Origin of the sequence: Mesorhizobium sp. M1295 (genome assembly GCF_040318135.1) — a bacterium.
Classification (GTDB): domain Bacteria; phylum Pseudomonadota; class Alphaproteobacteria; order Rhizobiales; family Rhizobiaceae; genus Mesorhizobium.
Window position 1 is genome coordinate 185,749 of record NZ_JAMYLU010000005.1, and the last position, 23,370, is coordinate 209,118.

Genomic DNA, 23,370 nt, shown 5'->3' on the forward strand with positions numbered 1-23,370 from the left:
GACCTCTGGGAGGAAAATCAATGAACAAGCCCGCCACCCCCACACACGTGCCCGGCCGCGGCCGCATCTACAATTCGATCACCGAGACGATCGGCGACACGCCGTTGGTGCGGCTCGACAAATTCGCCAGGGAGAAGGGTGTCGTCGCCAATCTGCTGGCCAAGCTCGAATTCTTCAACCCGATCGCCTCGGTCAAGGACCGCATCGGCGTGTCGATGATCGAGGCACTGGAGGCTTCTGGGAGGATTACGCCCGGCAAGACCACGCTTATCGAGCCGACCTCGGGCAATACCGGCATCGCGCTCGCCTTTGCCGCCGCCGCCAAAGGCTACAAGCTGATCCTGACGATGCCGGAAACCATGTCGGTCGAGCGCCGCAAAATGCTGGCGCTGCTCGGCGCCGAGCTGGTGCTGACCGAAGGGCCGAAAGGCATGAAGGGCGCCATCGCCAAGGCCGACGAGCTGGCCGCGACGCTGCCCGATGCCGTCATTCCGCAACAATTCGAGAACCCGGCCAATCCGGAAATCCATCGCCGCACCACAGCCGAGGAAATCTGGAACGACACCCATGGCGAAGTCGATATCTTCGTTGCCGGCATTGGAACCGGCGGCACCATCACCGGCGTCGGCCAGGTGCTGAAGAAGCGCAAGCCCTCGGTGCATGTCGTCGCCGTCGAGCCGGAGGCCTCGCCGGTACTGTCCGGCGGCCAACCCGGCCCGCACAAGATCCAGGGCATTGGCGCCGGCTTCGCACCAAAAATCCTCGACACGACGATCTACGACGAGATCGTCAAGGTCTCGAACGAGGATTCGGTCGCCAATGCACGGCTCGTCGCCCGTCTCGAAGGTGTACCGGTCGGCATCTCGTCGGGTGCCGCCCTGCAGGCGGCGATCGTCGTCGGCTCGCGGCCGGAGAACAAGGGCAAGAACCTCGTCGTCGTCATCCCCTCCTTCGCCGAGCGCTATCTCTCCACGATCCTATTCGAGGGATTGGGTGCTTAGAGTCTGGACAGGAGTTTTTGGCCGGTTCGTAGCGATCCTTCGCGCTGCCCCTCCGGCATAAAAAGTTCTGTTTCGACGCTTCGGCGTGGACTGCTGAAAAACCACCTGTGGCGGGCGTCGTTCGCTTGAGCGGCGAGTCACTTCCATATCAAATCGTCGCTGCACCGGCAGGTGGAGGACTTCATGTACAAGCTCTATACGCGTGCCAATACCGGCGGCTTTGTCGTCGAGGCGGCGCTTGCTTTAGCGGGAGTGCCTTTCGACCAGATCGATGTTCCAAAAGGCCGACCCAACCAGGCCTTCCTCGACATCAATCCCTTGAACCAGGTCCCGGTCCTGGTCTTGCCGGACGGGCATTCGATGACCGAGTCGGCGGCAATCTGCATCCTGCTCGCCGAACGCTATCCGGAAGCAGCTCTAGCGCCGGCAGCGAACACACCTGACCGTGCCGACTTCCTGCGCTGGATGTTTTTCATGTCCTCCGTCATCTATTCGGCTGACCTGCGGTTCTTCTACGCTCATCGCTACACGACAGATCCCGGCGGCGTGGAAGCCGTCAAACAGGCGGCGGTCTCGGAAATGGATCGCGGCTTCGCCATTCTCGATGCCGCCCTCGAAGGCCGCGACTGGCTGGTCGGCGACCGGCTCTCGCTGGCCGACATCTATCTCGTCATGTTGGTGGCTTGGCATCCCGAGGTCGCGAAGATTCCAACCGCTTGGCCGAACATCGAACGCCTGTGGGCCAATTTGCGGGAACATCGGGTGATAAAGAGGCTGAATGCTTCCCACGACATGTGGCCGGCCTAAGCACTCCGCCTTGTCTCAGTGTCTTTCCGCGCGGTCGAGACCTGCCCGTCGTTCCTGCAGGAACCGGCGCACGGCCGGATCGCGTTCGAGGCCGATAGCCCGGTCATAGGCCTCGCTCGCTTGCGGAACTCTGCCGAGTCTTGCCAGCAGGCCCGCTCGGGCGGCCCAGTAAGGTTGATAGTCATACAGCCGCTTGTCGCCGCTGAGTTGATCAAGGGCGCCCAATCCTGCCGAAGCACCTTCGGCCTCGGCAATCGCCACCGCACGGTTGATCGACACCACCGGCGAGCCGGCAATCACCGACAGCGCGTCGTAGAGCTCCTTGATCGCGACCCAGTCGGTGCCGCCGGTCAGCCGCCTTGTCGCATGGGCTGACTGCACGGCGGCCTCGAGCTGGTAGCGGCCGACCACGCCCTTGGCAGCGGCGCGCCCGAGCAGCATCTCCGCTTCGTCGATCATTGTATCGTCCCACAGTGCAAGATCCTGCTCCGCTAGCGGCACATAGTCGCCTGCCGCATTGCGCCGCGCTGCGCGCCGCGCTTCGGCGAACAGCATCAGCGCCAGCAGGCCGAGTGCTTCCGGCTCATCCGGCATCAGCGAGGCGACCAGCCGGCCGAGCCAGATGCCTTCGGTCGCGAGATTGCGCCGCTGCGCTTCGGTGCCGGCGGGGTCGGACCAGCCTTCGGCAAACGCCGCGTAGATCGCTTCCAGAACGGTGCCCAGCCGCTCGCCGAGTTCGGCCCGCTCCGGCACGCGGAACGGAATGCCGGTCTCGCGGATGCGGGCCTTGGCGCGCACCAGGCGCTGGCTCATCGTGGCCGGCGAGACAAGAAAGGCCGAGGCGATGGTCGCTGCGTCGAAGCCCAGAACCGTCTGCAGGATCATCGGCGCGCGGATACCGGCCTCGATCGCCGGATGAGCGCAAGCAAACATCAGCCTGAGCCGCTCGTCCGGCAGGTCTTCGTCGGCCATGCGTGCCTCCATCTCCTCCGCGATCAGCCTGAGGTGGTCGCGGCCCGCCTCGCTTGTCAGCCGCCGTCTGAGCGCGTCGACGCGGCGCCGGCGCGCCACCGCCAGCAGCCAGGCTTCCGGCTTGTTGGGCACGCCCGCCTGTGGCCAACGCTCGAGCGCCGCTGCAAAGGCATCGGCCAAGGCGTCCTCGGCAGCGGCCACGTCGCGCGCGCGTGCGGCGAGATAGGCGACCAGCTTGCCGTAGCTTTGCCGGGCGGCCGCTTCCGCCGCCGCCCGTGCGGTGTCGGGCAGTTCAGGCATCACATGGTGAGTTCCCAGATCGGCCGCACCTCTACCGTGCCGGTGCTGGCGCCCGGGCAGCGCGCCGCCCAGGCAATAGCCGCGTCGACGTCCTCCGCTTCGATCATATAGAAACCGGCAAGCTGCTCCTTGGTGTCGGCATAGGGGCCGTCGAGCACGTTGGTCTTGCCATTGGCCATCCGCACCGAGGTAGCGGATTGCGTCGGCTTCAGCCGGTCGCCGGCGAGCCAGGCGCCCGATTTCTTCAGCGCTTCGGTGTAGGCGACATAGGCGCTCGACATCTGTGTCACCGCATCTGCCGGCGCGGCCGCCATCCCCGCTTCGTTTCCGTAGATCAAAAGCATATATCGCATGGTCTTCTCCCGTTTCTCGAAGGCCGCATCGTTGCGAGCCGGACGTATGTCGCGCGGCCCTGCCCGATTTCGACAGGCGCTGGAAAAATCTTTCGGCCGCGATGCGATCTCGCGCAAGCGCCGATGTGTTACGGCATCGCCTAGCCGTTCGTCTAATCGCTGCTATTGCGGGTTGGCATTTCCCGCCCGCTGTCTAAACTCGCTTCGCTTCGTGCCGCAGAGGAGGGCACGGCGGCGCATTTTCAGGGAGGAAATCGCATGCTCAATTTCAGGACGAAATTTGTTGCAGCCGGCGCGCTGGCGCTGTCGCTTGGCCTTGGCGCGGTATCGGTCAAGGCACAGGAATTCATCAACGTGCTGACCGGCGGCACGTCGGGCGTCTACTATCCGCTCGGCGTAGCGCTGTCGGAGATCTATGGCAAGGGCATCGAAGGCGCGCGTACCCAGGTGCAGGCGACGAAAGCGTCGGTCGAAAACCTCAACCTGCTGCAACAGGGCAAGGGCGAGATCGCCTTTGCGCTCGGCGATTCCGTCAAGCTGGCCGCCGAGGGCAATACCGAAGCCGGCTTCCCAGGCAAGCTCGACAAGCTGCGCGGCATTGCCGCCATCTATCCCAACTACATCCAGATCGTCGCCAGCAAGGAGTCCGGCATCAAGACGCTCGCCGACCTCAAGGGCAAGAGCCTGTCGGTCGGCGCGCCGGCCTCGGGCACCGAGCTCAACGCCCGCACGATCTTCGCCGCTGCCGGGCTGAAATACGAAGACCTCGGGCGGATCGAATATCTGCCCTTCGCCGAATCGGTGGAGCTGATCAAGAACCGCCAGCTCGACGCTACGCTGCAATCGGCTGGCCTGGGCGTTGCCTCGATCCGCGACCTCGCCACCTCGGTCCCGGTCAACATCGTTGCCGTGCCGGCGGAGGACGTCGCCAAGATCGGCTCGCCCTATCTTTCCGTGGTCATCCCGAAAGGCACCTATGAGGGCCAGACCGATGATGTCGCGACCGCCGCCGTCGGTAATTTCCTGATCACCAGCGCCGATGTCTCCGACGAGACCGCCTACCAGATGACCAAGCTGCTGTTCGAGCATCTCGACCAGCTCACCGCTGCCCATGCCGCCGCCAAGGCGATCGACCCGGCCAAGGCGCTCGACGGCATGCCGGTGCCGCTGCATCCAGGCGCCGAGAGGTATTACAAGGAAAAGGGATTGGTGAAGTAAGGCGCCATCCCTCCCCCTTGAGGGGAGGGTGGCCCGCAGGGCCGGGAGGGGTCCTCGGCGACGCGCTCCATCGTTCAGGCAAAGGTCGAGGCAGTTGAGGTTACCCCACCCGTCCATCCGCCTTCGGCGGCTGTCCACCCTCCCCTCAAGGGAGAGGGACGCCCCCCAGGAACCCCGCCAATGACCGAAACCCCGACCGTTCTTTCCACCACAGCCGAAATCGCTGTCGAAGGCCTGCCACCGGGCTTCGGCGAAGGCATCGCCGGCAAGGCGGCTTTTTTTATCGCCGTCGCCTTCTCCATCTTCCAGATCTACATCGCCGCCTACGGCAGCCTGCCGAGCCAGGTCGTGCGCGCCATGCATGTCGGCTTCCTGCTGCTGCTCGGCTTTGCCCTGATCGCCAATCTGCGTGCCAAAAGCGTCCCGGCGAAAGCAGTCTTCTGGACTCTCGGCGTGCTCGGCTTCGCCACCGGTCTGTACAACTGGGTATTCTATGCCGACCTGATCCGCCGCTCTGGCTTCCTCACCACGCCTGACCTGATCGTCGGCGCGGTGCTGGTCGTGCTGGTCTTCGAGGCGGCGCGGCGGTTGATGGGACTGCCGCTTGCCGTTATTGCGTTCATCTTTCTCGCCTACGCATTTGCCGGCAATCATCTGCCACCGCCTTTCATCCATCGCGGCTATGATTTCGCCCAGCTCGTCGACACCTTCGCCTATGGCACCGAAGGCATCTACGGCACGCCGATCTATGTCTCGGCCGCCTACATCTTCATCTTCGTCGTCTTCGCCGCCTTTCTCGAACGCGCCGGCATGATCGCGCTGTTCAACGATTTTGCACTTGGCCTGGTCGGCTCATGGCGCGGCGGCCCGGCGCAGGTCTGCGTGCTGTCCTCGGCGCTGATGGGCACCATTTCCGGCTCCGGCGTCGCCAACGTGGTGGCCAGCGGCCAGTTCACCATCCCGCTGATGAAGCGCTTCGGCTTCCGCTCGGCCTTCGCCGGAGCCGTCGAGGCGACCTCGTCGATGGGCGGCCAGATCATGCCTCCGGTGATGGGTGCGGTTGCCTTCATCATGGCCGAGACGCTGAACATTCCCTATGCCGCGGTGGTCAAGGCGGCGATCATTCCGGCGCTGCTCTATTTTGGCGCCTGTTTCTGGCAGGTGCATTTGGAGGCCGGCAAGGCCGGCCTGCACGGCATGGCCAAGGCCGACCTGCCCAATCCGTGGGATGCGGTGAGACAACACTGGCCGCTGGTACTGCCGCTCGCAGCACTGATCTACCTGCTGTTTGCCGGCTACACACCGGTCTTCGCCGGCACCATGGGCCTGGCGTTGACCATTGTGCTTATCCTCGGCACGCCGCTGGCGGCATCGATCGGGCCGCTCGCCTTCCGCGTCGTCTTCTGGCTGGCGCTCGGGCTTGCCGCCGCTTCCTTCATGAAGTTCGGCGTCAACATCCTCAGCCTGGTCATCGCCGTGCTGGTCGTCGCCTGCCTCACCTTCAAGGGCGGGCGCGAGACACTGCGCATATGCATCGATTCCCTTGCCGAGGGAGCAAAGAACGCGCTGCCGGTCGGCATTGCCTGCGCCATCGTCGGCATCGTCATCGGCACGCTGACGCTCACCGGCATCGCCTCGACCTTCATCGGCTGGATCATCTCGATCGGCGAGAACAATCTGTTCCTGTCGCTGCTTTTGACCATGCTCACCTGCCTGGTGCTCGGCATGGGCATCCCGACCATTCCCAATTACATCATCACCTCGTCGCTAGCCGGGCCGGCGCTTCTGTCGCTCGGCGTGCCGCTGGTGGTCAGCCATATGTTCGTCTTCTATTTCGGCATCATGGCTGATCTCACCCCGCCCGTGGCGCTGGCCGCCTTCGCCGCCGCACCCATGGCCAAGGAAAGCGGCCTCAAGATCGGCATCCAGGCCACCAAGCTTGCCATTGCTGGCTTCGTGGTGCCGTTCATGGCGGTCTATACCCCGGCGCTGATGCTGCAGGACCCCGGCCCGATCGCCGCCCAGTTCGGCTATCCCGTCGAGGTCGCCTACATCGTCATCAAAGCCTGCATGGGCATCGTCCTGTGGGGCGCCGCCGCCGTCGGCTTTCTCGCCCGGCGCATGGCCTGGTGGGAACGCCTCGTCGCCTTCGCCGCTGGCGTGCTGCTGGTTGCGGCGCTGCCGCTCACCGACGAGGCGGGCTGGGCGCTGTCTCTTGCCTGGATCGGGTGGCACTGCTGGCGCGCGCGGCAGGCGTCACTGGCCAATTCGGCATGAGCCTCTGCATCGTCGCGGCCGGCAAGACGATGACGCTCGCGGTCGCCGCCTTCACGCTCTCCTGGACGCATTCTGTGGAGAAGACCCATTGGCAGGAAGACTGGAAGGTGCTGCCGTCCGGCCTGCAACTCGTCGAGGCACGAATCAAGGGCTCGGGCGCCGGCATGGAGCCGCCGCAAGGCTCGGCGCTGCGCGACGGCTGGTGGGTCTATGCGCCCCGGGTCGGGCCACAGCGGCGCCTGGTGCTCGCCGCCTCGGGCGCCACGGGTCAAGGCTGGACGCTGTGCACGGCTCAGGACTGCCGCGAATTTGGCAAGGTGGCAGGCGACACGATCTCGCTGGAGCCGTGCGGGTCGGAAGGCTCTAGCCAGCCACGGTAGCGGGCGATCATGCCGGCAAGCGGATGCGAGATATCGACATGGAAGCGGAAGCGGCCATCCTCCACCGTTTCGTAGGAAGTCGAGCGTGGACCGAGCCAGATCGGCAGCGGCAAGCCAAAAAAGCTCCAGCGGCGCAAGACCAGTGCCAGCCGGCCGTCCTCGGCAACCAGTGCCATCGCGAAGGTCAGCGGGCCGAAGCGTTCGCACAGCAGGCGCTGCGATCGACCCCGGCCTGCGAACTGTAGGCTCGAAAAACTGTGCTTGCCGAATGTCCGCGTCCAGGTCTCGCCGTCCTTGTCGGTGTCGAAGCGGACATGAACCGGGATGTCCTCGCTTGCTCCGGGGAAGCCGACCATCCAGGCCATTAGCCGGCCAAGAACATTGTGCCCGCGTTCTACGCTAGCGCGGCCTGCGGCCGTGACCGTACGGTCATGCATTGACCGAATTGCCTCGGGAAGGCCTTGCCAGGCGGCACCGAGCAGCTCGGCATAGAGCGGCTTGTCCTCGTCCGCGGCCCCGTTCCTGAAGCCGGTGTAGATCGTCCGCCCGGCGAACAGGGCCTCATAGTCCCGGAGCTCTAAATCGCGCACCGCCGCCCGTGCGCCCGGCGCGGGCTGATGTCCGGCCAGCACTTTGCGGACCAGCGCTTCAACCGCCATCGACGGGATCAGCGGCCCATCGTTGCCCTCGGCCAAGAGATGCCACGAGCGCTTGCCGGTGGCGCCCGCGCGGTCCGATCCCTCCACCTCGACGAACATGCCGCCGCGATGCTCGCCCCAGCGCAGCCGGTTCGTCGCCTGATGCATCAGCGGCGCCAGCGGCGAAAGCGAACCGATCAACCCGGCGCGCACCAGCCAGGCGAGGCCGATCAGGGCGCGGTGCAGCACCTCGGGTACCGGCCCGGCTCCCATCCAGATGGTCCTCGCCTCCGGCCAAAGCTCGGCCAGAGCACGCAGGTCCGGAACGTCGACCAGCGAGAACAGCGTGTTTCGAAGCGGCAGCTGGCCCGGCGGCGCGATAGTATAGCGCAGCTGCTCGGTAAACGGACAGCCTTGTTCGGGACGGCCATTACGAACAAGGCGCACCGGCTGACCGGTGTAACCGGCGATAGCGCGAATGACGTTTCCGCCGACACCGGCGAAGGGCGACGGCGCGATGCCGCCGCGAATTCCGTCGACCCGCGTCAGGTCCGAAGACAGGCGGCGCACAACCGCCGCCGTCAGCACCGGAAAGCTCGAGACTCCGGATAGCACGAAGACGCCGGCGTTTCGCGCCGCCTCGTCGAACGCAGAGACACCGGCGACGAAATCCGAGCCGTCGGCAAGATCGAGATAGTTGACGCGCCGGGCGATGCATGCCTCGATCAGGCCATAGCGTCCCTCGCCATAGGCCTGGAACGGACCGCTCGCGTCGACCACAATATCAGGCTCAAATGCAGCGAGTTGCACGGCGAGATCGCCGTCACGGTCGAACAGTGACGGCAGCAGTTGCGCTGCCGTCGGGGCGCGCTTCTTGCAATACGCGTCAGCCTTGGCGAGCGAGCGCCCGGCGACGAACAGGATCAGATGGGGCTCGCCCTCCAAAAGCTCGACGGTGCGACCGCCAAAGGTGCCATAACCGCCGATGACAAGAACCTTCATCCGCAGTTCCCCCAAAATGCCCCGCGCCGCTCCCGGCCACGGCGATGAGCCTAGCCGATCAATCTTGCCCTCACCTCGGCGGAAGGGATTTCACAATTGTCCTTCTTGCCGAACAGGGCGTAGCGGTTCTTTGCGATGCGATCGTAGAGCCAGTCGCGAAGCGGGCGCGGCAACAACAGCAGGATCCGCGCCGCTCGCCATGGCCAGGCGAGTTCGGCCATGACGGCAACGAAACTGTCCAGGCGTGTGAAAGCCGCGCCATCGATGATGACGAGATTGGTCTCGTAGCGATCCGTCTGCAGCCCGTATTTCTTGAACAGCATCTCGCCGAGCGGCGATTGCGCCGTTACGAAATGGAAGTGGCCCTTGCGGTCGAGCTTTACCACCGTCCGCACAAAACCCGAGCACAACACGCAGACGCCGTCGAACACGATCAACGAGCGACTTGATTCGAATTCTGGCGGCTCAGGAGAATGGTTCGGCTTGACGATCACGTGGCGCCCGGCAGCTGGTGTCAGGCGACACTAAGCCTGCCGGCGGCTGGATCAAAGCCCGGAATGTTAGAGGCTTGGCGTTGTCGCCCGCCGTCTGTCGGTCAGCGCAGGGCGCTCGGCGCGATAGGTCGTTGACCGGTTGTCGGCGTCGGGCCGGCAGATACGGCTGTCGTGACGGCTTTCCATGGTCATCATCAGTGCACGCTGATCCCAAGCGTGTTGCCACGGCGTGCGCAGGCGGGGCCTGGGCCGCGCATGTAATAGCGCTCGGGCCGATAGGTCGGCGCGACGAATTCGCGGATGGCGGCGGCATAGCCGGCGATTTGATTCCAGAAGCTCATTTTACTCGGTCCCTGTCCCGTTTCGGATGTCCCTTCCGAATTGCGGGGATCATAGCGTCCAGGCGTGAATAGTCGGTGAACGCGATGTTAATCTCTGGTCGAAAATGCCTTTGTTCATGGCTGCAATGCGGCTGATTCGCGGTGTTTCCGTGCTGTCCGTCGGCATTTCGCCCAGTGTGACTTTTGCATCACATATGTTTCGCCTGAATGTCGCCGAGGCGCGCGTTTGTTTCACTTTTGCTGCCACCGCGAAATTTCCGTGCACGTGGTCGAAAAACCAGGAACCGGCCCGTCAGCCGCACGTTGATTTCCCAGTGCCGGGACGAACCGGCTGCGCGGGCTGCAGCTTCCGGCTGAAGCCGCAGCCAAAAATCCGAAACAGCAAGAGCAATGGAAAGGCAAAGGCCATGGGCTTCTTTTCGAAGGACATCAAAACACTCGACGATCTGTTCGTGCACACGCTGCGCGACATTTATTACGCCGAGAAACAGATCGAGAAATCGCTGCCGAAGATGATCGACAAGGCGAGTGATCCGCAGTTGAAAGCCGGCTTTGAGAAGCATCTCGCCCAGACCAAGGGTCATATTCAGCGTGTCGAGCAGGTGTTCGAGCTGCACGGCGTGAAGGCCAAGGAAGTCGACTGCCCGGCCATCGATGGCATTCTCGAAGAGGCCGATGAGGTCAGCGGCGACATCGCCGACAAGGAGGTCCTCGACGCTGCACTGATCGCGTCCGCCCAGGCGGTCGAGCATTATGAGATGACCCGTTACGGCACCTTGATTGCCTGGGCCAAGCAACTGGGCCGCAGCGACTGCGCCAATGTGTTGGCCAACAACCTCAAGGAGGAACAGGCAACCGACCGCAAGCTTACCGAGATGGCGGAAAGCAAGATCAACCTGCAAGCCGCCGAGTAGGGCCGCGATCGAGAATGGAGTTCAGGCAAGGCTGGGCCGAAAGCCCGGACTTGCCTTTTGCGCCGCCGGAACCGGAACGGACTTTGCCCGTTCTCGGTTGAACGTTGTCGCGCAGGGAGTTTGTCATGGCGCCGCGCCCCGCCTGGAGAGGGTACCTCAAGCTTTCGCTGGTCACCTGCGCGGTCGAAGTGATCAATGTCGTCACCCAGGCCGAAAAAGTTTCGTTCCGCGTGCTCAACCGCAAGACTGGCAACACTGTCAGGCGCGTCTATGTCGATTCGGCAAGCGGCAAGCCGCTCGATGAAGGCGACGAGATCAAGGGCTACGAGATCGGCGACGGCGATTTCGTCCAAATCGAGGAGGAGGAGATCGAAGCCGTCCAGATCGAATCCTCGCATACGATGAGCCTCGACGGGTTCATCGAAAAATCTTCGATCCAGCAGATCTATCTCGACACGCCCTATTATGTGACGCCTGCGGACGATGTCTCGGAAGAGGCTTTTGCCGTCATCCGCGACGCCATGGCCGCCAAGAAGACGGCGGGCCTTGCCCGCATCGTGCTCTACCGCCGCGAGCGTCCGGTGGTCATCGAGCCGCTGGAGAAGGGCCTGCTGCTGACGACGCTGCGCTATGGTGATACGGTTCGCAGGCCGGAGATGGTGTTCGGCGACATCAAGCCGGTGAAGACCGACGCCGAGATGATCAGGCTGGCCGAACACATTGTCGATGAGAAACAGGCGAAGTTCGATCCTTCCGAATTCGAGGACAAATACGAAAACGCGCTGATCGAGCTGGTCCGCGCCAAGAAGGCCGGCAAGAAGGCACCGAAGACCAAGGCAGAACCGCGGCCCTCCAACGTCGTCAATCTCTTCGATGCACTGAAGAAGAGCCTTTCGTCGGAGGCCAGCCCGCCGGCAAAGGCCAGACGCCCGGCAAAAGCCGCCAAGCCCAAAGCCGCCCGGCGCAAATCGGCTTAGGATCAGACCATGGCCGGCCTCGAGCAATATCACGCCAAGCGCGATTTTAAGAAGACCGCCGAACCGGCCGGTAAGCTCGCGCGCGGCAAGAAAGCCGAGCCGGGTGGCATCTTCGTCATCCACAAGCATGCCGCCACCAGGCTTCACTACGACCTTCGTCTCGAGCATGGCGGCGTGCTGTGGAGCTGGGCGGTCACGCGAGGCCCCAGCCTCGACCCGCATGAGAAGCGGCTCGCGGTGCATGTCGAGGACCACCCGATCGACTATGCGCCGTTCGAAGGCACCATCCCCAAGGGCCAATATGGCGGCGGCTCGGTCATTGTCTGGGACGAAGGCACGTGGGTCCCCGAAGGCGACCCTGCCAAAGGGATGAAGAAAGGCCATATCAATTTCGAACTGCATGGCCACAAATTGCATGGCGCCTGGCATCTGGTGCGGCTGAAGCCGCGGCCCGGCGAAAAACGCGACAACTGGCTGCTGATCAAGTCCGACGATGCCGCCGCGCGTCCCGGTGAGGACATTTTGCAGGAGGCGCCGCAATCGGTGAAATCCGGCCTGACCATCGAGGAGGTCGGCGAAGGCAAGACCGCCGACGGCAAGAAGCCAAGGGTTTGGCAGTCCGACAGGCCGGCCGCCGGCAAAGCGAAGGCTGTCGCGGCAAGGCGGCTCGAATTCGTCGAGCCGGCGCTCGCCACGCTGGAGCGGGACGCCCCGCCCGGTAAGGACTGGCTGCATGAGGTGAAGTTCGACGGCTATCGCATGCAGGCGCAGCTTGCCGGTACCGAGGTGCGGCTTTTGACACGCACCGGCCTCGACTGGACCGACAAATTTGGTGGCTCAATTATCGCGGCACTTGGCGGCCTGAAATGTACCGATGCCGTCATCGACGGCGAAATCGTCGTGCTGGCGGATAATGGCGTGTCGTCCTTTTCGCTGCTTCAGCAAGATCTGTCGGCGGGCCGTACGGACCGTTTCATCTACTATGTCTTCGACCTGTTGCAGCTCAATGGTCAAGACATCCGTTCCGAGCCGCTGGTCGAGCGCAAGGAAAGGCTGCGCAGCCTGCTCGCCGGACAGACCGAAGAGCAGGCCGTGCGCTTCAGCGACCACTTTGCCGAGCCCGGCAAGATCATGCTGGAGCATGCTTGCCGCCTGGGCCTCGAAGGCGTCGTCTCCAAGCGTGCCGATGCGCCCTACCGCAGCGGGCGTGTTCCCTCCTGGGTGAAGTCGAAATGCACGGCGCGCCAGGAATTCGTCATCGGCGGCTACATGCCGTCGGACAAGACCGGGCGTGGCCTGCGCTCGCTGCTGGTCGGCTATCACGAGGGCGGCAAGCTGCGCTATGCCGGCCGCGTCGGCACCGGCTTCACGGCCAAAAGCACCAACGAGCTGAAGAAAAGGCTTGATGCGCTGAAGACGACAACCTCGCCCTTCGACAGCGCGGTGCCAAGGGGCAAGGGGCTGGTCTGGGTCAAGCCCGAACTTGTCGGCGAAGTGGAGTTTCGCAGTTGGACGTCGGACCGTATAATACGCCACGCGTCCTTCCAGGGATTGCGCGAGGACAAGCCGGCGGAGGAAGTCGTGCAGGAGAAACCGAAAGCACGCTCAGCCACGGCAGAGCCGAAGCCAAAGCCCACCAAAACCGCAGGCGCGGCGAAAACCTCGGTTACGCTGTCCCGCCCTGACAAGCTTCTGTGGCCCGAGGAGAACGTATCGAAGCAGGATCTGGTCGATCACTACGCGCTGGTCTGGCCGCGCATGAAGCAGTTCGTCATCAATCGGCCGCTCAGCCTCGTGCGGGCGCCGGACGGCGTCGGCGGCCAACGCTTCTTCCAGAAGCATGCCTCGGCCGGCATGCACGACAAGATCGCCGTGATGAAGGATCCGACCGACGGCGAGGAGATATTGTTCATCCGCGATTTCGACGGTGTCGTGGCTCTGGTGCAGCTCGGCGTGGTCGAAATACACATCTGGGGTTCGGCCACGGACCAACTGGATAAGCCGGACCAGATCATCTTCGATCTCGATCCCGACGAGGGCGTCGACGTGAAGGCGGTGCGCGCGGCGGCACTCGATATCCGCGGCCGACTCGACGAACTGTCCCTGCCGAATTTCGTCAAGACCTCGGGCGGCAAGGGCTACCACGTCGTCGTGCCGCTGAAGCCGTCGGCGGATTGGGACGAGGTCAAGGGCTTCGCCCATGAGTTCGCCCGAGCGCTCGAACAGGCCGCACCCGACCGCTACACGGCGACGCTGTCGAAGAAGGCACGCACGGGCAGGATTTTCGTCGATTATCTGCGCAACGGCCGCGGCGCCACCACCGTCGCCCCCTATTCGTCGCGCGCCAAAAAGGGCGCCACGGTATCGATGCCGGTGACCTGGGCGGAGATCGAGGCCGGATTGCCGCCCAACGCCTTTCCGATCGGCGACAAGACGACGCTGAAGCGGCTCGGGCAAGCCGATCCCTGGGCGGATTTTTTCAAGCAGGCCAAGCTGCTCAAGCGCGACTAGTGCATGTCGCGCAAAAGTGTGCAGCGGTTTTGCGATAACGACATGCATCAAAACAAGGACCTAAAGCGCATCGCATGAGGCCGGTCGAACGCGACGCGCTTTAAATCAATTCCAGGAAAAGTATGAAAAGGTTTTCCGTCCGGAATTGCGTCAAAACAAAAAGACAGAGCGGTTCGGCGTTTCCGTGAAACGACGAATGCGTACTAGCGCGTCGAAGCGATCTGTCAGGCGAGAAACGTTTTCTCGAAGGCCTGCTTGCCTGCCGGTGAAAAGATCACGGCACGGCTGTCCTTCTCGCGCCGCGCCCATTTCTCGGCGAGGATCTTGTCGAGAATGGCGGCGCCCAGCGTGCCGGCAAGGTGCGAACGCCGCACGCTCCAGTCGAGGCACGCCCGGCACACCGGTCGCCGCGCTTTGGTATGGATGTCGATGCCGATCGCGGCGAAATGCGAGGCGGCCGACGGCCCAAGCTGGATCTCCTTGTCGTCGCGCAGGAGCACTTGTCGAGCGACAAGACGGTCCAGCATCGCCACCGCCTGCTCGCCGGCGAGGTGGTCGTAGCAGACCCGCGCCACGCGCATGGCCGCGTCGCGAGGGCCGGGTCGCACCCTCTGCGGCCCGACAGCAGCAGCGACGCCGGTGATGGCTTCGATCATTCCTGCCACCTGCGGGCCGGCGAGGCCGTAATAGCGGTGCCGTCCCTGGCTCGCCAGCGTCAGCAGCCCGCCTTCCATCAGCTTCGATAGATGGGAGCTCGCTGTCGGAAGCGACACGCCGGCTTCGAGTGCCAGTTCGCTCGCCGTCAGTGCTGTGCCGCCCATCAGTGCGGACAGCATGTTTGCCCGCGCCGGATCGCCGACCAGGCTGGCAATGCGGGCTATGTCAGGGCCTTCGCGCATAGTTCGTTCCTCATCGAAGCATCCTCGTCAGACAAGCATTAATCTCGATGCAAATCAAGGAGACGACGATGCCTGCAAGGACCATTCTCAGCGCCGCGCCTGCTCGCCGGCCGTTCCCGTTAATTGTCTTGCGCCGCTTGCGGCTGTGGCTCCTGAAGCGGTGGTACGACCGTCATTCGCAGCGCCTCGATCTCGCCGAAATCGACGATCATCTGCTGCGTGACCTTGGCCTGACACCCGAAGACGTCCGTCGCGAATACGCGAAATCCTTCTGGCAGGCATGATCAGGGAGGGATTGCCTAGCATATCGATCTTCGGAACGTTTCGACCCGGCTCGAACTGTGGTCGCAAGAAACATCCACCCGCCAAGGAGGCGAAAATGACCATTACCTGCTTCATCCGCTACGAGATCGATCCGTTCGGCAAGGCGGCGTTCGAGGAATATGCCCGCAATTGGGGGCAGGCGATCCCGCGCTGCGGCGCCGATCTGATCGGCTATTTCGCGCCGCACGAAGGCTCGGCCACCACGGCTTATGCCGCCTACAACATCGACAGTCTTGCGGCCTACGAAGTCTACCGCGCCCGGCTCGCCGCCGATCCCGCCGGCAAGGCGAATTACGAGTTCGCCCGGCGGGAAAAATTCATCCTGAAGGAGGATCGCATCTTCCTCAAGCTGGCCTCCGCGCCGCATGGTCCTTTGGTGAAGCCATGATCGCCGTCATCTTCGAGGTCGAGCCGGCGGCGGGCAAGCGCGAAGCCTACCTCGGCATCGCCGCCGACCTGCGGCCGCTGCTCGACGGCATCGACGGTTTCCTGTCGATCGAGCGCTTCCAGAGCCTTGCCGATCCGAACCGCATCCTGTCGCTGTCCTTCTGGCGCGACGAGGAAGCGGTGAAGGCCTGGCGCAACACGCAGGAACATCGGCAGGCCCAGAAAGCCGGGCGCGGCGGTATCTTTGCCGACTATCGTTTGCGCATCGCCCACGTCGTGCGCGACTACGGCCTGACCGAACGCGCCGAGGCGCCAGCAGACAGCCGGGTGGTGAACGGATAGGGGCTGCTATGCATTCCCGATCAGCACCCCTGCCGCAAACACCAGCGCGCCACCCAGCACCACCTGGAAGGCGGCGCGCCAGAATGGCGTCTGCATATAGCGGTTCTGCACGAAGGCGATCGCCCACAGCTCGAAGAAAACCACCACGGCGGCGACAATGGTCGCCGTCCAGAAAAGCGGGATGAGATAGGGCAGCGCATGGCCGAGCCCGCCCAGCGTTGTCATGACGCCGACGGTCAGACCGCGTTTTGCCGGCGAGCCGCGGCCCGACAACTTACCGTCGTCGGAGGCCACTTCGGTGAAACCCATCGAGATGCCGGCGCCGATCGAGGCAGCAAGCCCGACCAGAAAGGTCTGGAACGTGTCGTGCGTGGCAAAGGCGGCGGCAAAGATCGGCGCCAGTGTTGACACCGACCCATCCATCAGCCCCGCCAGCCCCGGTTGTACGTAGGTCAGGATGAACTGGCGCTGCTCGGCCGCCGCCTCTTCGTCCTTGACCGCGCCCGGCACATGCTTTTGTTCGAGCCGCTGCGCCAGTGTCTCGTGGCCCTGTTCTGCGATCGCCAGATCGTCGAGCAGCTTTCGCGTCGACGCATCGCCTGTGCGCTTGGCCGCCTCGACATAGAACAGGTAGGCCTGCCGCTCCATGGCCTCGGCTTGGCTGCGCACATGATCGACGCCGAGCGGCCTCACCAGCCAGTCCGGTTTGCGCTCGTAATAACCCTTCACATGTTCGCGCCGGATCAGCGGTATCCGCTCGCCGAAACGCTTGCGGTAAAGCTCGATCAGTGAATCGCGATGGCCGTCCTCTTCCTCCGCCATCTCTTCGAACACTTTGGCCGATTGCGGAAAGCTTTCCGCCAGCCCGTCGGCATAGGCGCGATAGATGCGCCCGTCATCCTCCTCGGAGGAGATGGCGAGCGCCAGGATCTCCTGTTCCGAGAGCGATTCAAAGGAACGGCGGCCGAGGCCGAAAACGCGGGAAAGCATGAGAAATTCACCCTAGTTTAGAATAGTTCTAAACTATGACCTTGCACGTCGCCGGTCAATCGTGCGTGCTCCACTCATGCTCAAAAGCTACAGATTTCGAAACCCCGAGCAGGTCGTCGTTTGCTATCGGTGAACGTTCACTTATATAACCGAATCTGAACCAAGAGAAAGGAACCCGCAGATGCCGGAAAAACAGCAGCCGTTTGATCCCAAACCAGTCCTCGACCTGATCGCCAACATCGAGGCGGATCTGCAGCGCCTGAAAGGCCTGGTCGAGCAGCAGGTCGAAAAATTCGATCCCGCCAATCCGCACAACAAGGCTCCCGATGGCAAGTTGACTGAGGAGGGTGTCGAGTGCTGCTATCGCCTGTTCGACGAGGGCAAGTCGCGCTATTCGGTCGCCCAGCAGATGAAGATCTCCTTCGCCGCCGCCACCCACCGCTTCAACACCTGGCGTAAGATGGGCGGTCCCAAACGGCAAAAGACGCTGTTGGGGTGAGGAGCGGCGGCCAAGCCGGTCAATCGGCAACGATTTGTCGATTGAAGCGACGACCGCATGGCGGAGAGACGAGGAGGCGGCAGGTGGCAGGCACGCTCCTCTCCTGCCTGCAAGACGAATTGTAACCGTCACATTTTTTCATTGGTGCGCGGCCTCCCTTTCCGTGCACCATAGGCGGTCTCATTTCTTGCAGGACCTCGCCATGACCACCCCTCCCGGCATCGCCGATATCCGCAGCGCAGCAGCGCGATTGTCCGGCCTGATCGTCGAAACGCCGCTGATCGAATCGCCGGAGCTGAACAAGCGCTTCGGCGCCAGGATCCTGTTCAAGCCCGAGACGTTGCAGCGCACCGGCTCCTTCAAGTTCCGCGGTGCATACAACAAGCTCTCCTCGCTCTCGGCGGAAGAACGCGCTGGCGGCGTCGTCGCCTTCTCGTCGGGTAATCACGCGCAAGGCGTTGCCGCCGCAGCGGCGATGTTCGGCGTCAAGGCCGTCATCGCCATGCCCACCGATGCGCCGGCGATGAAAGTCGGCAATGTCAGGAAGATGGGCGCGGAAGTGATCACCTTCGACCGGGTCCGCGACGATCGCACTGCCGTCGTCCGTTCTTACGTGGAAAGGGGCATGGTCCTGGTGCCGCCCTACGACGATCCGGCCATCATCGCCGGCCAGGGCACGATCGGCCTCGAATTGATGCGCCAAGCAAGCGCGCTTGGCGTCAGCCTGGATGCGGTAGTCGTTCCCTGCGGCGGTGGCGGCTTGAGCAGCGGCATTTCGATCGCGGTCAAGGACGCCTCACCGGGCACCGCCGTCTGGGCCGTGGAACCCGAGCATTTCGATGACACACGCCGCTCGCTGATCAAAGGCGCCAGGGTGTCGAACGCGCCCGGCCACACCTCGATCTGCGATGCCCTTCTCGTCGCCGAGCCGGGCGCGATCACTTTCGAGATCAACCGCAAGAATCTCGCCGGCGCCATCACCGTTTCCGACAAGGCGGTGGCACAGGCGATGCGCGATGCCATGGCTTGCCTGAAGCTGGTCGTCGAACCTGGCGGTTGCGTCGGCTTGGCCGCGCTGTCGTCAGGCGAGATCGACCTTGCCGGGAAATGCATTGCCGTGGTGCTCTCCGGTGGCAATGTCGATCTCAGCACCTATGCCGAGATCATTGCTGCCGGCTAGGATAGCAACCAGTTCCAGGTCATGTGCCGATTCGAGGTGCTTGAGCGTCCGTTGCGCCCGGTCGAACCGGTACCCTTCAAAGACTGAGATCAATGAAACTGTTCTTCAGCCGCAATCCCAATCCTCGCCTCGCGGTCGCGGTGGCACGGTATCTCAAAGCCAAGGTCGAGTTCGAATTCGCCTCTCCCTTCGCTCCGGGGCAGGCCGAGCGCTTTCGGCCGCTCAATCCAAATCTTTCATTGCCTATCCTTGTGGGCTTGGGAAAAAGCCTCTGGGAGGCCGACGCCATAGCCTGCCGGTTTTCACGCGACACGCATTCGCATTTCTGGCGCACCGGCGACGACGAGCCCGAGATGATCCGATGGCTGAGTTGGGGCAAAGAGAACTTCGCAAGAGCCTGCGACGTCGTGCATTTCGAACGCGGGACCAAACAGCGCTATGGGCTCGGCCCGATCGATCAGGCGCGGGTTGAGGAGGGCCTGAGCGACTTCAGCACCGCCGCCGCAATACTTGATGCCGAGCTTTCCGAGCGAGACTGGCTGGTCGGAAGTTCGGTTTCCTATGCCGACTTTCGAATGGCGACGTTTCTGCCCTTCAACGACGTCGCCCGATTGCCGCTCGATGATTATCCTTCTGTCGGTCGCTGGTATCGGCAGCTTGAAGAAATCGACGCCTGGCGCGATCCCTTCGAAGGGCTCAATGCGCCTGAATTGGCGCCGGTCCCGGGTCAGGCCAAGCCGGTGTGAATCTCGGTCATTTGCACAAGCGGATCGAGTTCGACCCTAATCCAACGTCCGGCGGAACCGCACCAGCGCCACGCCGGCGAACAGCGCCACGAACACCACCAGCCAGCCGATCTCCGTTGCCACCGCCGGCAGCTCGGCGCCCTTCAGCATCACCGCGCGGATGATGCGCAGGAAATGCGTCAGCGGCAGCACCTCGCCGAAAATCTGCGCCCAGTCCGGCATGCCGCGATAGGGGAACATGAAACCGGACAGCATGATCGACGGCAGGAAGAAGAAGAAGGTGAGCTGCAGTGCCTGCATCTGCGTGCGGGCAATCGTCGAGATCGTATAGCCGAGCAGCACCAGCGCCAGCACGAAGATCAGGACGGCCGTCAACAGCAGCGACATCGATCCGGTGAAGGGGATGGCGAACAGAAGCTTCGATGCCGCCAGCACCACCAGCACCTGCACGGCGCCGACCGCCAGATACGGCAGCACCTTACCCAGCATGATCTCGAGCGGGCTGGACGGCATCGCCAGAAGGTTCTCCATCGTGCCGCGCTCGGTCTCACGCGTCAGCGCGATCGAGGTCATCATTACCATCGTCATCTGCAGGATGACGCCGAGCAGGCCGGGCACGATGTTGTATTGCGATACGGCTTCCGGATTGTAGCGCCGGTGCACTACGACCTGGAGCTGGCCCCGGGCAGCTTCGGCCGCTGTCTCCTGCATGCCGCGCGCCCTGAGCAGCGCCTGGTTGGCAACGGTGCCGAGCGTCGAGATGGCGCCGCTGGCGACGGCCGGGTCGGTCGCATCCGCCTCGATCAGGATCTGCGGGCTGTCGCCACGCTCGACCCGTCGGGCGAAATCGGCGGGAATGGTGACGACGAAGGCAACGTCGCCGCGCGCCATCAGGAATTCGGCTTCGGCGGCACTTTGCGCGACATGGTCGAAGCGGTAATAGCCGGTGGTCTGCAGCGCCGAAACCATGGCTCGCGTGTAAGGATCGCTGCTCATCGCCACCAGCGCTGCCGGCAGGCTCTTCGGATCGTTGTTGATGGCATAGCCGAACAGCACCAGCTGCATCAGCGGCACGCCCAGCATCATGGCGAAGGTGATGCGGTCGCGCCGCATCTGGATGAACTCCTTGATCAGCAGCGCACCGAGCCTGGCGAAGGAAAAGACGCTGTTTATCCCGTTCTTCATCCCATATTGTCCTTCGAACCGGACATGAACTGGATGAACACATCCTCCAGGCTGGTCTCGCCGGGCGAGACCCTGACGCCCTTGTGGTCTTTCTCGACGTCGGCGAGCGCTGCCTGAAGCGCCGTCCTGTCGGAGCCGACTACATGCAGCGTCGCGCCGAACGGCGCCACCTGGTCGACGCCTGGGCGGCCATGAAGTGCGGCAGCGACCTGATCGAGCCGCGGCCCTTGCAGGACGAAGGTGGTCAGCCCGGCATTCCTCACCACGTCCTCAACCGTGCCGGTGGCCAGCATCTTGCCATAGGAGATGTAGCTGATGCGGTGGCAGCGCTCGGCCTCGTCCATGTAATGGGTGGAGACCAGCACGGTCAGCCCGCCGCTCGCCAGCCGGTGGATCTCGTCCCAGAATTCGCGCCGCGCCTTCGGGTCGACGCCAGCCGTCGGTTCGTCGAGCAGCAGCAGTTTCGGCTTGTGCATGATGCAGGCGGCCAGCGCCAGCCGCTGCTTCCAGCCGCCGGACAAGGTGCCGGCCAGTTGGTTTCTGCGGGATGTCAGGCCGAGCTCCTCAAGCGTCTTGGCCACATGTTCGTCGAGCGGCTTCAGCCGGTAGAGCCGTGCCACGAATTCGAGATTCTCGCCGATGGTGAGGTCTTCGTAGAACGAGAATCTCTGCGTCATGTAGCCGACTTCGCGCTTGATCCGCAGGCTGTCGGTGCGGATGTTGAAGCCCAGAACCGTGCCTTCACCCTCATCGGGCGTCAGCAAGCCGCACATGATGCGGATGGTCGTCGTTTTGCCCGAGCCGTTCGGCCCGAGGAAGCCGACGATCTCGCCCTCGGCCACGGTCATCGTCACATGGTCGACGACAGTCTTGTCGCCGAAGCGTTTGACCAGGCCGTGCACGTCGATGACGTTCATTTTCCGATGTCCGCCAGATCGACGTCGACGATCTGCCCGGGCTGCAATGCGCTGGCGTCGCCTTCCGGCCGCGCTTCGACCAGATAGACCAGCTTTTGCCGGGTCTCGAGCGAGTAGATCACCGGCGGCGTGAATTCCGGATCCGGCGACACATAGCTGACGCGTGCCTTCACGCCCGATCCGCAACCATCGCAATGGACGTTGAGCAGCGTGCCGACCTCGACCGAGGAGAACGCGCTTTCCGGCACATAGACGCTGAGCTTCACTGCGCCGTCCGGCAGTATGGAGATGACCGGCGCGGTCGGCCCGGCTGTATCGCCGGGATAGCGGATGACATCGTTGACCCTGCCGGGCGAGGGCGCCGTGAGCACACGCTTCGACAGTCGCCATTGCGCTTGCTCCAGCGCCGATTGCGCCTGCCTGACCTGATTGTCGGCGGCCTTGATCGTCTCCGGCCGTGCCGGCAGGCCGCCGACAGCGAGATTGGCTTCCGCCTGGCCGACCTGCGCGTTGGCCGTCTCCAGCGCCGCGGAAGCCGTATCATAATCGGCCTGCGTGCCGGTGCCGCGTTTGAACAGATCGCTGGCGCGGCTGCATCTGCGTTTGGCGTCGGCGGCCTGCGCTTTGGCCATGTCGACCTGCGCCCTGAGCACTGCAATCTCTTCCGGCCGCTTGCCGACCTGCAGGTCGGCAAGTTGCGCCTGGGCCTGCGCGAGGGCCGCCTCGGCCTGCGCGATGGCGATCTTGGCGTCGGCGTTTTCCAGCGTCACCACCGGCGTGCCGGGCGCTACGCGGTCGCCGCGCTTGACCGCAATCGTCTCGACCTGGGCCACCTCGATCGGCGCCAGCAGCACATAATCGCCCTCGACGTAGCCGACGGCGAGCGGTGCTGCCGGCGCGCAGGCGCTGAAAAGCTGGGCGGCAAGCGGCAAAGAACAGAGCAGGCTCATGATCCACGATCCTTCCGGACAGCCAAATCGCGCCGAGCTAAAATCGCGCTGAGATTGTCGGTTACTGTTGCCGCGATCTTGCCGGCCTCGTCATCGCCGATCTCGCGCCAGCCCATCCGGCGCATAACCGCCTCGCGGCCGATGCGGAAATAGACGACCTGGCCAATCAGCGTGAATACGGTCAGTTTAGTGCGCTCGCTCTCGGCCGGCTCGCCCGTCGACTGTTCCCAGATCAGGCAGAGCCGCTGATGCGCCGGTTCGAACACGCCGTCATAGATACGGTCGAGCGCGGCGGTTGGATGCGACAGCTCACGCAGGACGAACTGTACAATCTCGCCGGCTTCCGGCCTTGCCGCGATGAAGGCGACCATCCGCTCCAGTGCGACGGCTAAATGTGCCCGCGCGGCCTCGGTGTCCGCCAATGCCGCGGGCGGCGCTTGCAGATTGCCGATCGCCTGGCCCGCAATGGTCTGGATGGTGTCTACGATGTAGTCGGCCGCCGCGTTGCGGAGCCCTTCCTTGCCGCCGAAATGATAGGCGATCGAGCCGATATTGGCCTTGGCCTCAGCCGCGATCTGGCGCGTCGACGTGCCGTCGAAACCCTGGCGTCCGAACAGCTTCAGCGCCGCGCGCACGAGGGCCGTCCGCGTCATATCCGCGGCAGTCTTGGGCGCTTCATGAGGAAGGCCGCTGGCACTGGGCGATTTGATCATGGTCTATACTTTAATCAATCGAATGATTAAAGTCAACTGCGGTCAAGCGGCTT

The 23,370-nt window shown here is 63.6% G+C and carries 25 protein-coding genes; 14 read left to right on the plus strand and 11 right to left on the minus strand.

Going from position 1 to position 23,370, the window contains the following annotated elements; all coding sequences use genetic code 11:
- Nucleotides 1-20: 20 nt before the first annotated feature.
- Complete coding sequence (cysK, locus tag NKH29_RS10250; protein WP_023718844.1) at nucleotides 21-1,001, plus strand: cysteine synthase A; 981 nt, start codon at nucleotides 21-23, stop codon at nucleotides 999-1,001.
- 183 nt (nucleotides 1,002-1,184) lie between these two features.
- Nucleotides 1,185-1,808: a glutathione S-transferase family protein gene (locus tag NKH29_RS10255; RefSeq protein ID WP_023718845.1), complete on the plus strand. Its 624-nt coding sequence runs from the start codon at nucleotides 1,185-1,187 to the stop codon at nucleotides 1,806-1,808.
- A gap of 15 nt (nucleotides 1,809-1,823) precedes the next feature.
- On the opposite strand, the gene NKH29_RS10260 is transcribed toward NKH29_RS10255, so the two are convergent.
- Both NKH29_RS10260 and NKH29_RS10265 read right to left on the minus strand, forming a co-directional pair.
- Nucleotides 1,824-3,080 carry an RNA polymerase sigma factor gene (locus NKH29_RS10260; RefSeq protein ID WP_352999510.1) on the minus strand — a complete coding sequence of 419 codons (1,257 nt, stop codon included), beginning with the start codon at nucleotides 3,078-3,080 and terminating at the stop codon, nucleotides 1,824-1,826.
- A complete protein-coding gene (locus NKH29_RS10265; protein ID WP_023718846.1) occupies nucleotides 3,080-3,433 on the minus strand; it encodes a YciI family protein in 354 nt (117 codons plus the stop codon). The genes NKH29_RS10260 and NKH29_RS10265 overlap by 1 nt, the downstream gene beginning before the upstream one ends.
- Before the next feature lie 258 nt (nucleotides 3,434-3,691).
- Between NKH29_RS10265 and NKH29_RS10270 the strand changes: the two genes are divergently transcribed.
- The 3 genes from NKH29_RS10270 to NKH29_RS10280 all read left to right on the plus strand — a co-directional run bounded on the left by NKH29_RS10270 (nucleotide 3,692) and on the right by NKH29_RS10280 (nucleotide 7,308).
- Nucleotides 3,692-4,651 (plus strand): TAXI family TRAP transporter solute-binding subunit, encoded by a 960-nt coding sequence (locus NKH29_RS10270; protein WP_352481372.1) that lies wholly within the window; start codon nucleotides 3,692-3,694, stop codon nucleotides 4,649-4,651.
- 180 nt (nucleotides 4,652-4,831) lie between these two features.
- Entirely contained in the window at nucleotides 4,832-6,928 is a 2,097-nt protein-coding gene (locus tag NKH29_RS10275; protein ID WP_352999511.1) for a TRAP transporter permease, read from the plus strand.
- Nucleotides 6,925-7,308, plus strand: coding sequence for a DUF1850 domain-containing protein (locus NKH29_RS10280; protein ID WP_352789103.1), 384 nt, complete (start codon nucleotides 6,925-6,927; stop codon nucleotides 7,306-7,308). Before NKH29_RS10275 ends, NKH29_RS10280 begins: the two co-directional genes overlap by 4 nt.
- Here the strand turns inward: NKH29_RS10280 and NKH29_RS10285 are convergent.
- From NKH29_RS10285 to NKH29_RS10295, 3 genes are all read right to left on the minus strand, one after another.
- A complete protein-coding gene (locus NKH29_RS10285; protein WP_352999513.1) occupies nucleotides 7,221-8,948 on the minus strand; it encodes a saccharopine dehydrogenase family protein in 1,728 nt (575 codons plus the stop codon). The two genes, NKH29_RS10280 and NKH29_RS10285, sit on opposite strands and share 88 nt — an antisense overlap.
- 50 nt (nucleotides 8,949-8,998) lie before the next feature.
- Nucleotides 8,999-9,379: a thiol-disulfide oxidoreductase DCC family protein gene (locus NKH29_RS10290; protein ID WP_502895944.1), complete on the minus strand. Its 381-nt coding sequence runs from the start codon at nucleotides 9,377-9,379 to the stop codon at nucleotides 8,999-9,001.
- A gap of 257 nt (nucleotides 9,380-9,636) precedes the next feature.
- Nucleotides 9,637-9,783: a hypothetical protein gene (locus NKH29_RS10295; protein WP_023718851.1), complete on the minus strand. Its 147-nt coding sequence runs from the start codon at nucleotides 9,781-9,783 to the stop codon at nucleotides 9,637-9,639.
- 407 nt (nucleotides 9,784-10,190) lie between these two features.
- On the opposite strand from NKH29_RS10295, the gene NKH29_RS10300 reads away from it, so the two are divergent.
- The 3 genes from NKH29_RS10300 to ligD all read left to right on the plus strand — a co-directional run bounded on the left by NKH29_RS10300 (nucleotide 10,191) and on the right by ligD (nucleotide 14,185).
- Nucleotides 10,191-10,697, plus strand: coding sequence for a YciE/YciF ferroxidase family protein (locus NKH29_RS10300; protein ID WP_023718852.1), 507 nt, complete (start codon nucleotides 10,191-10,193; stop codon nucleotides 10,695-10,697).
- Nucleotides 10,698-10,822: 125 nt separating this feature from the next.
- Nucleotides 10,823-11,674 (plus strand): non-homologous end joining protein Ku, encoded by an 852-nt coding sequence (ku, locus tag NKH29_RS10305; RefSeq protein WP_352999515.1) that lies wholly within the window; start codon nucleotides 10,823-10,825, stop codon nucleotides 11,672-11,674.
- A gap of 9 nt (nucleotides 11,675-11,683) precedes the next feature.
- Nucleotides 11,684-14,185, plus strand: coding sequence for a DNA ligase D (gene ligD, locus NKH29_RS10310; protein ID WP_352999517.1), 2,502 nt, complete (start codon nucleotides 11,684-11,686; stop codon nucleotides 14,183-14,185).
- A 224-nt stretch (nucleotides 14,186-14,409) separates the two neighbouring features.
- Here the strand turns inward: ligD and NKH29_RS10315 are convergent, their stop codons facing one another.
- A complete protein-coding gene (locus NKH29_RS10315; RefSeq protein ID WP_352789094.1) occupies nucleotides 14,410-15,084 on the minus strand; it encodes an ArsR/SmtB family transcription factor in 675 nt (224 codons plus the stop codon).
- Nucleotides 15,085-15,152: 68 nt separating this feature from the next.
- Between NKH29_RS10315 and NKH29_RS10320 the strand changes: the two genes are divergently transcribed.
- The 3 genes from NKH29_RS10320 to NKH29_RS10330 all read left to right on the plus strand — a co-directional run bounded on the left by NKH29_RS10320 (nucleotide 15,153) and on the right by NKH29_RS10330 (nucleotide 16,137).
- A complete protein-coding gene (locus tag NKH29_RS10320; protein WP_352481378.1) occupies nucleotides 15,153-15,368 on the plus strand; it encodes a DUF1127 domain-containing protein in 216 nt (71 codons plus the stop codon).
- Nucleotides 15,369-15,463: 95 nt separating this feature from the next.
- The gene (locus NKH29_RS10325) at nucleotides 15,464-15,796 is read left to right on the plus strand and encodes an NIPSNAP family protein (RefSeq protein ID WP_023718857.1); all 333 of its coding nucleotides are present in this window, start codon (nucleotides 15,464-15,466) and stop codon (nucleotides 15,794-15,796) included.
- On the plus strand, nucleotides 15,793-16,137 hold the full coding sequence (locus NKH29_RS10330) for an antibiotic biosynthesis monooxygenase family protein (RefSeq protein WP_023718858.1): 345 nt from the start codon (nucleotides 15,793-15,795) through the stop codon (nucleotides 16,135-16,137). Before NKH29_RS10325 ends, NKH29_RS10330 begins: the two co-directional genes overlap by 4 nt.
- Before the next feature lie 6 nt (nucleotides 16,138-16,143).
- Here NKH29_RS10330 and mbfA read toward each other — a convergent pair whose 3' ends face one another.
- A complete protein-coding gene (gene mbfA / locus NKH29_RS10335; RefSeq protein ID WP_023718859.1) occupies nucleotides 16,144-17,127 on the minus strand; it encodes an iron exporter MbfA in 984 nt (327 codons plus the stop codon).
- A 181-nt stretch (nucleotides 17,128-17,308) separates the two neighbouring features.
- Here mbfA and NKH29_RS10340 point away from each other — a divergent pair, with 181 nt between their 5' ends.
- The 3 genes from NKH29_RS10340 to NKH29_RS10350 all read left to right on the plus strand — a co-directional run bounded on the left by NKH29_RS10340 (nucleotide 17,309) and on the right by NKH29_RS10350 (nucleotide 19,552).
- Entirely contained in the window at nucleotides 17,309-17,626 is a 318-nt protein-coding gene (locus tag NKH29_RS10340; RefSeq protein WP_023718860.1) for a hypothetical protein, read from the plus strand.
- 202 nt (nucleotides 17,627-17,828) lie between these two features.
- A complete protein-coding gene (locus tag NKH29_RS10345; protein ID WP_352495447.1) occupies nucleotides 17,829-18,806 on the plus strand; it encodes a threonine/serine dehydratase family protein in 978 nt (325 codons plus the stop codon).
- Between the two features lie 92 nt (nucleotides 18,807-18,898).
- Nucleotides 18,899-19,552: a glutathione S-transferase family protein gene (locus NKH29_RS10350; protein WP_352495448.1), complete on the plus strand. Its 654-nt coding sequence runs from the start codon at nucleotides 18,899-18,901 to the stop codon at nucleotides 19,550-19,552.
- Nucleotides 19,553-19,588: 36 nt separating this feature from the next.
- Here the strand turns inward: NKH29_RS10350 and NKH29_RS10355 are convergent, their stop codons facing one another.
- From NKH29_RS10355 to NKH29_RS10370, 4 genes are read right to left on the minus strand one after another with little or no spacing between them, the layout of a single operon-like run.
- Entirely contained in the window at nucleotides 19,589-20,725 is a 1,137-nt protein-coding gene (locus NKH29_RS10355; RefSeq protein ID WP_023718863.1) for an ABC transporter permease, read from the minus strand.
- Between the two features lie 8 nt (nucleotides 20,726-20,733).
- Nucleotides 20,734-21,654, minus strand: coding sequence for an ABC transporter ATP-binding protein (locus NKH29_RS10360; protein ID WP_023718864.1), 921 nt, complete (start codon nucleotides 21,652-21,654; stop codon nucleotides 20,734-20,736).
- Nucleotides 21,651-22,604 (minus strand): HlyD family secretion protein, encoded by a 954-nt coding sequence (locus NKH29_RS10365; protein WP_352999519.1) that lies wholly within the window; start codon nucleotides 22,602-22,604, stop codon nucleotides 21,651-21,653. Before NKH29_RS10365 ends, NKH29_RS10360 begins: the two co-directional genes overlap by 4 nt.
- A complete protein-coding gene (locus NKH29_RS10370; protein ID WP_502911234.1) occupies nucleotides 22,601-23,317 on the minus strand; it encodes a CerR family C-terminal domain-containing protein in 717 nt (238 codons plus the stop codon). The genes NKH29_RS10365 and NKH29_RS10370 overlap by 4 nt, the downstream gene beginning before the upstream one ends.
- Between the last annotated feature and the right edge of the window lie 53 nt (nucleotides 23,318-23,370).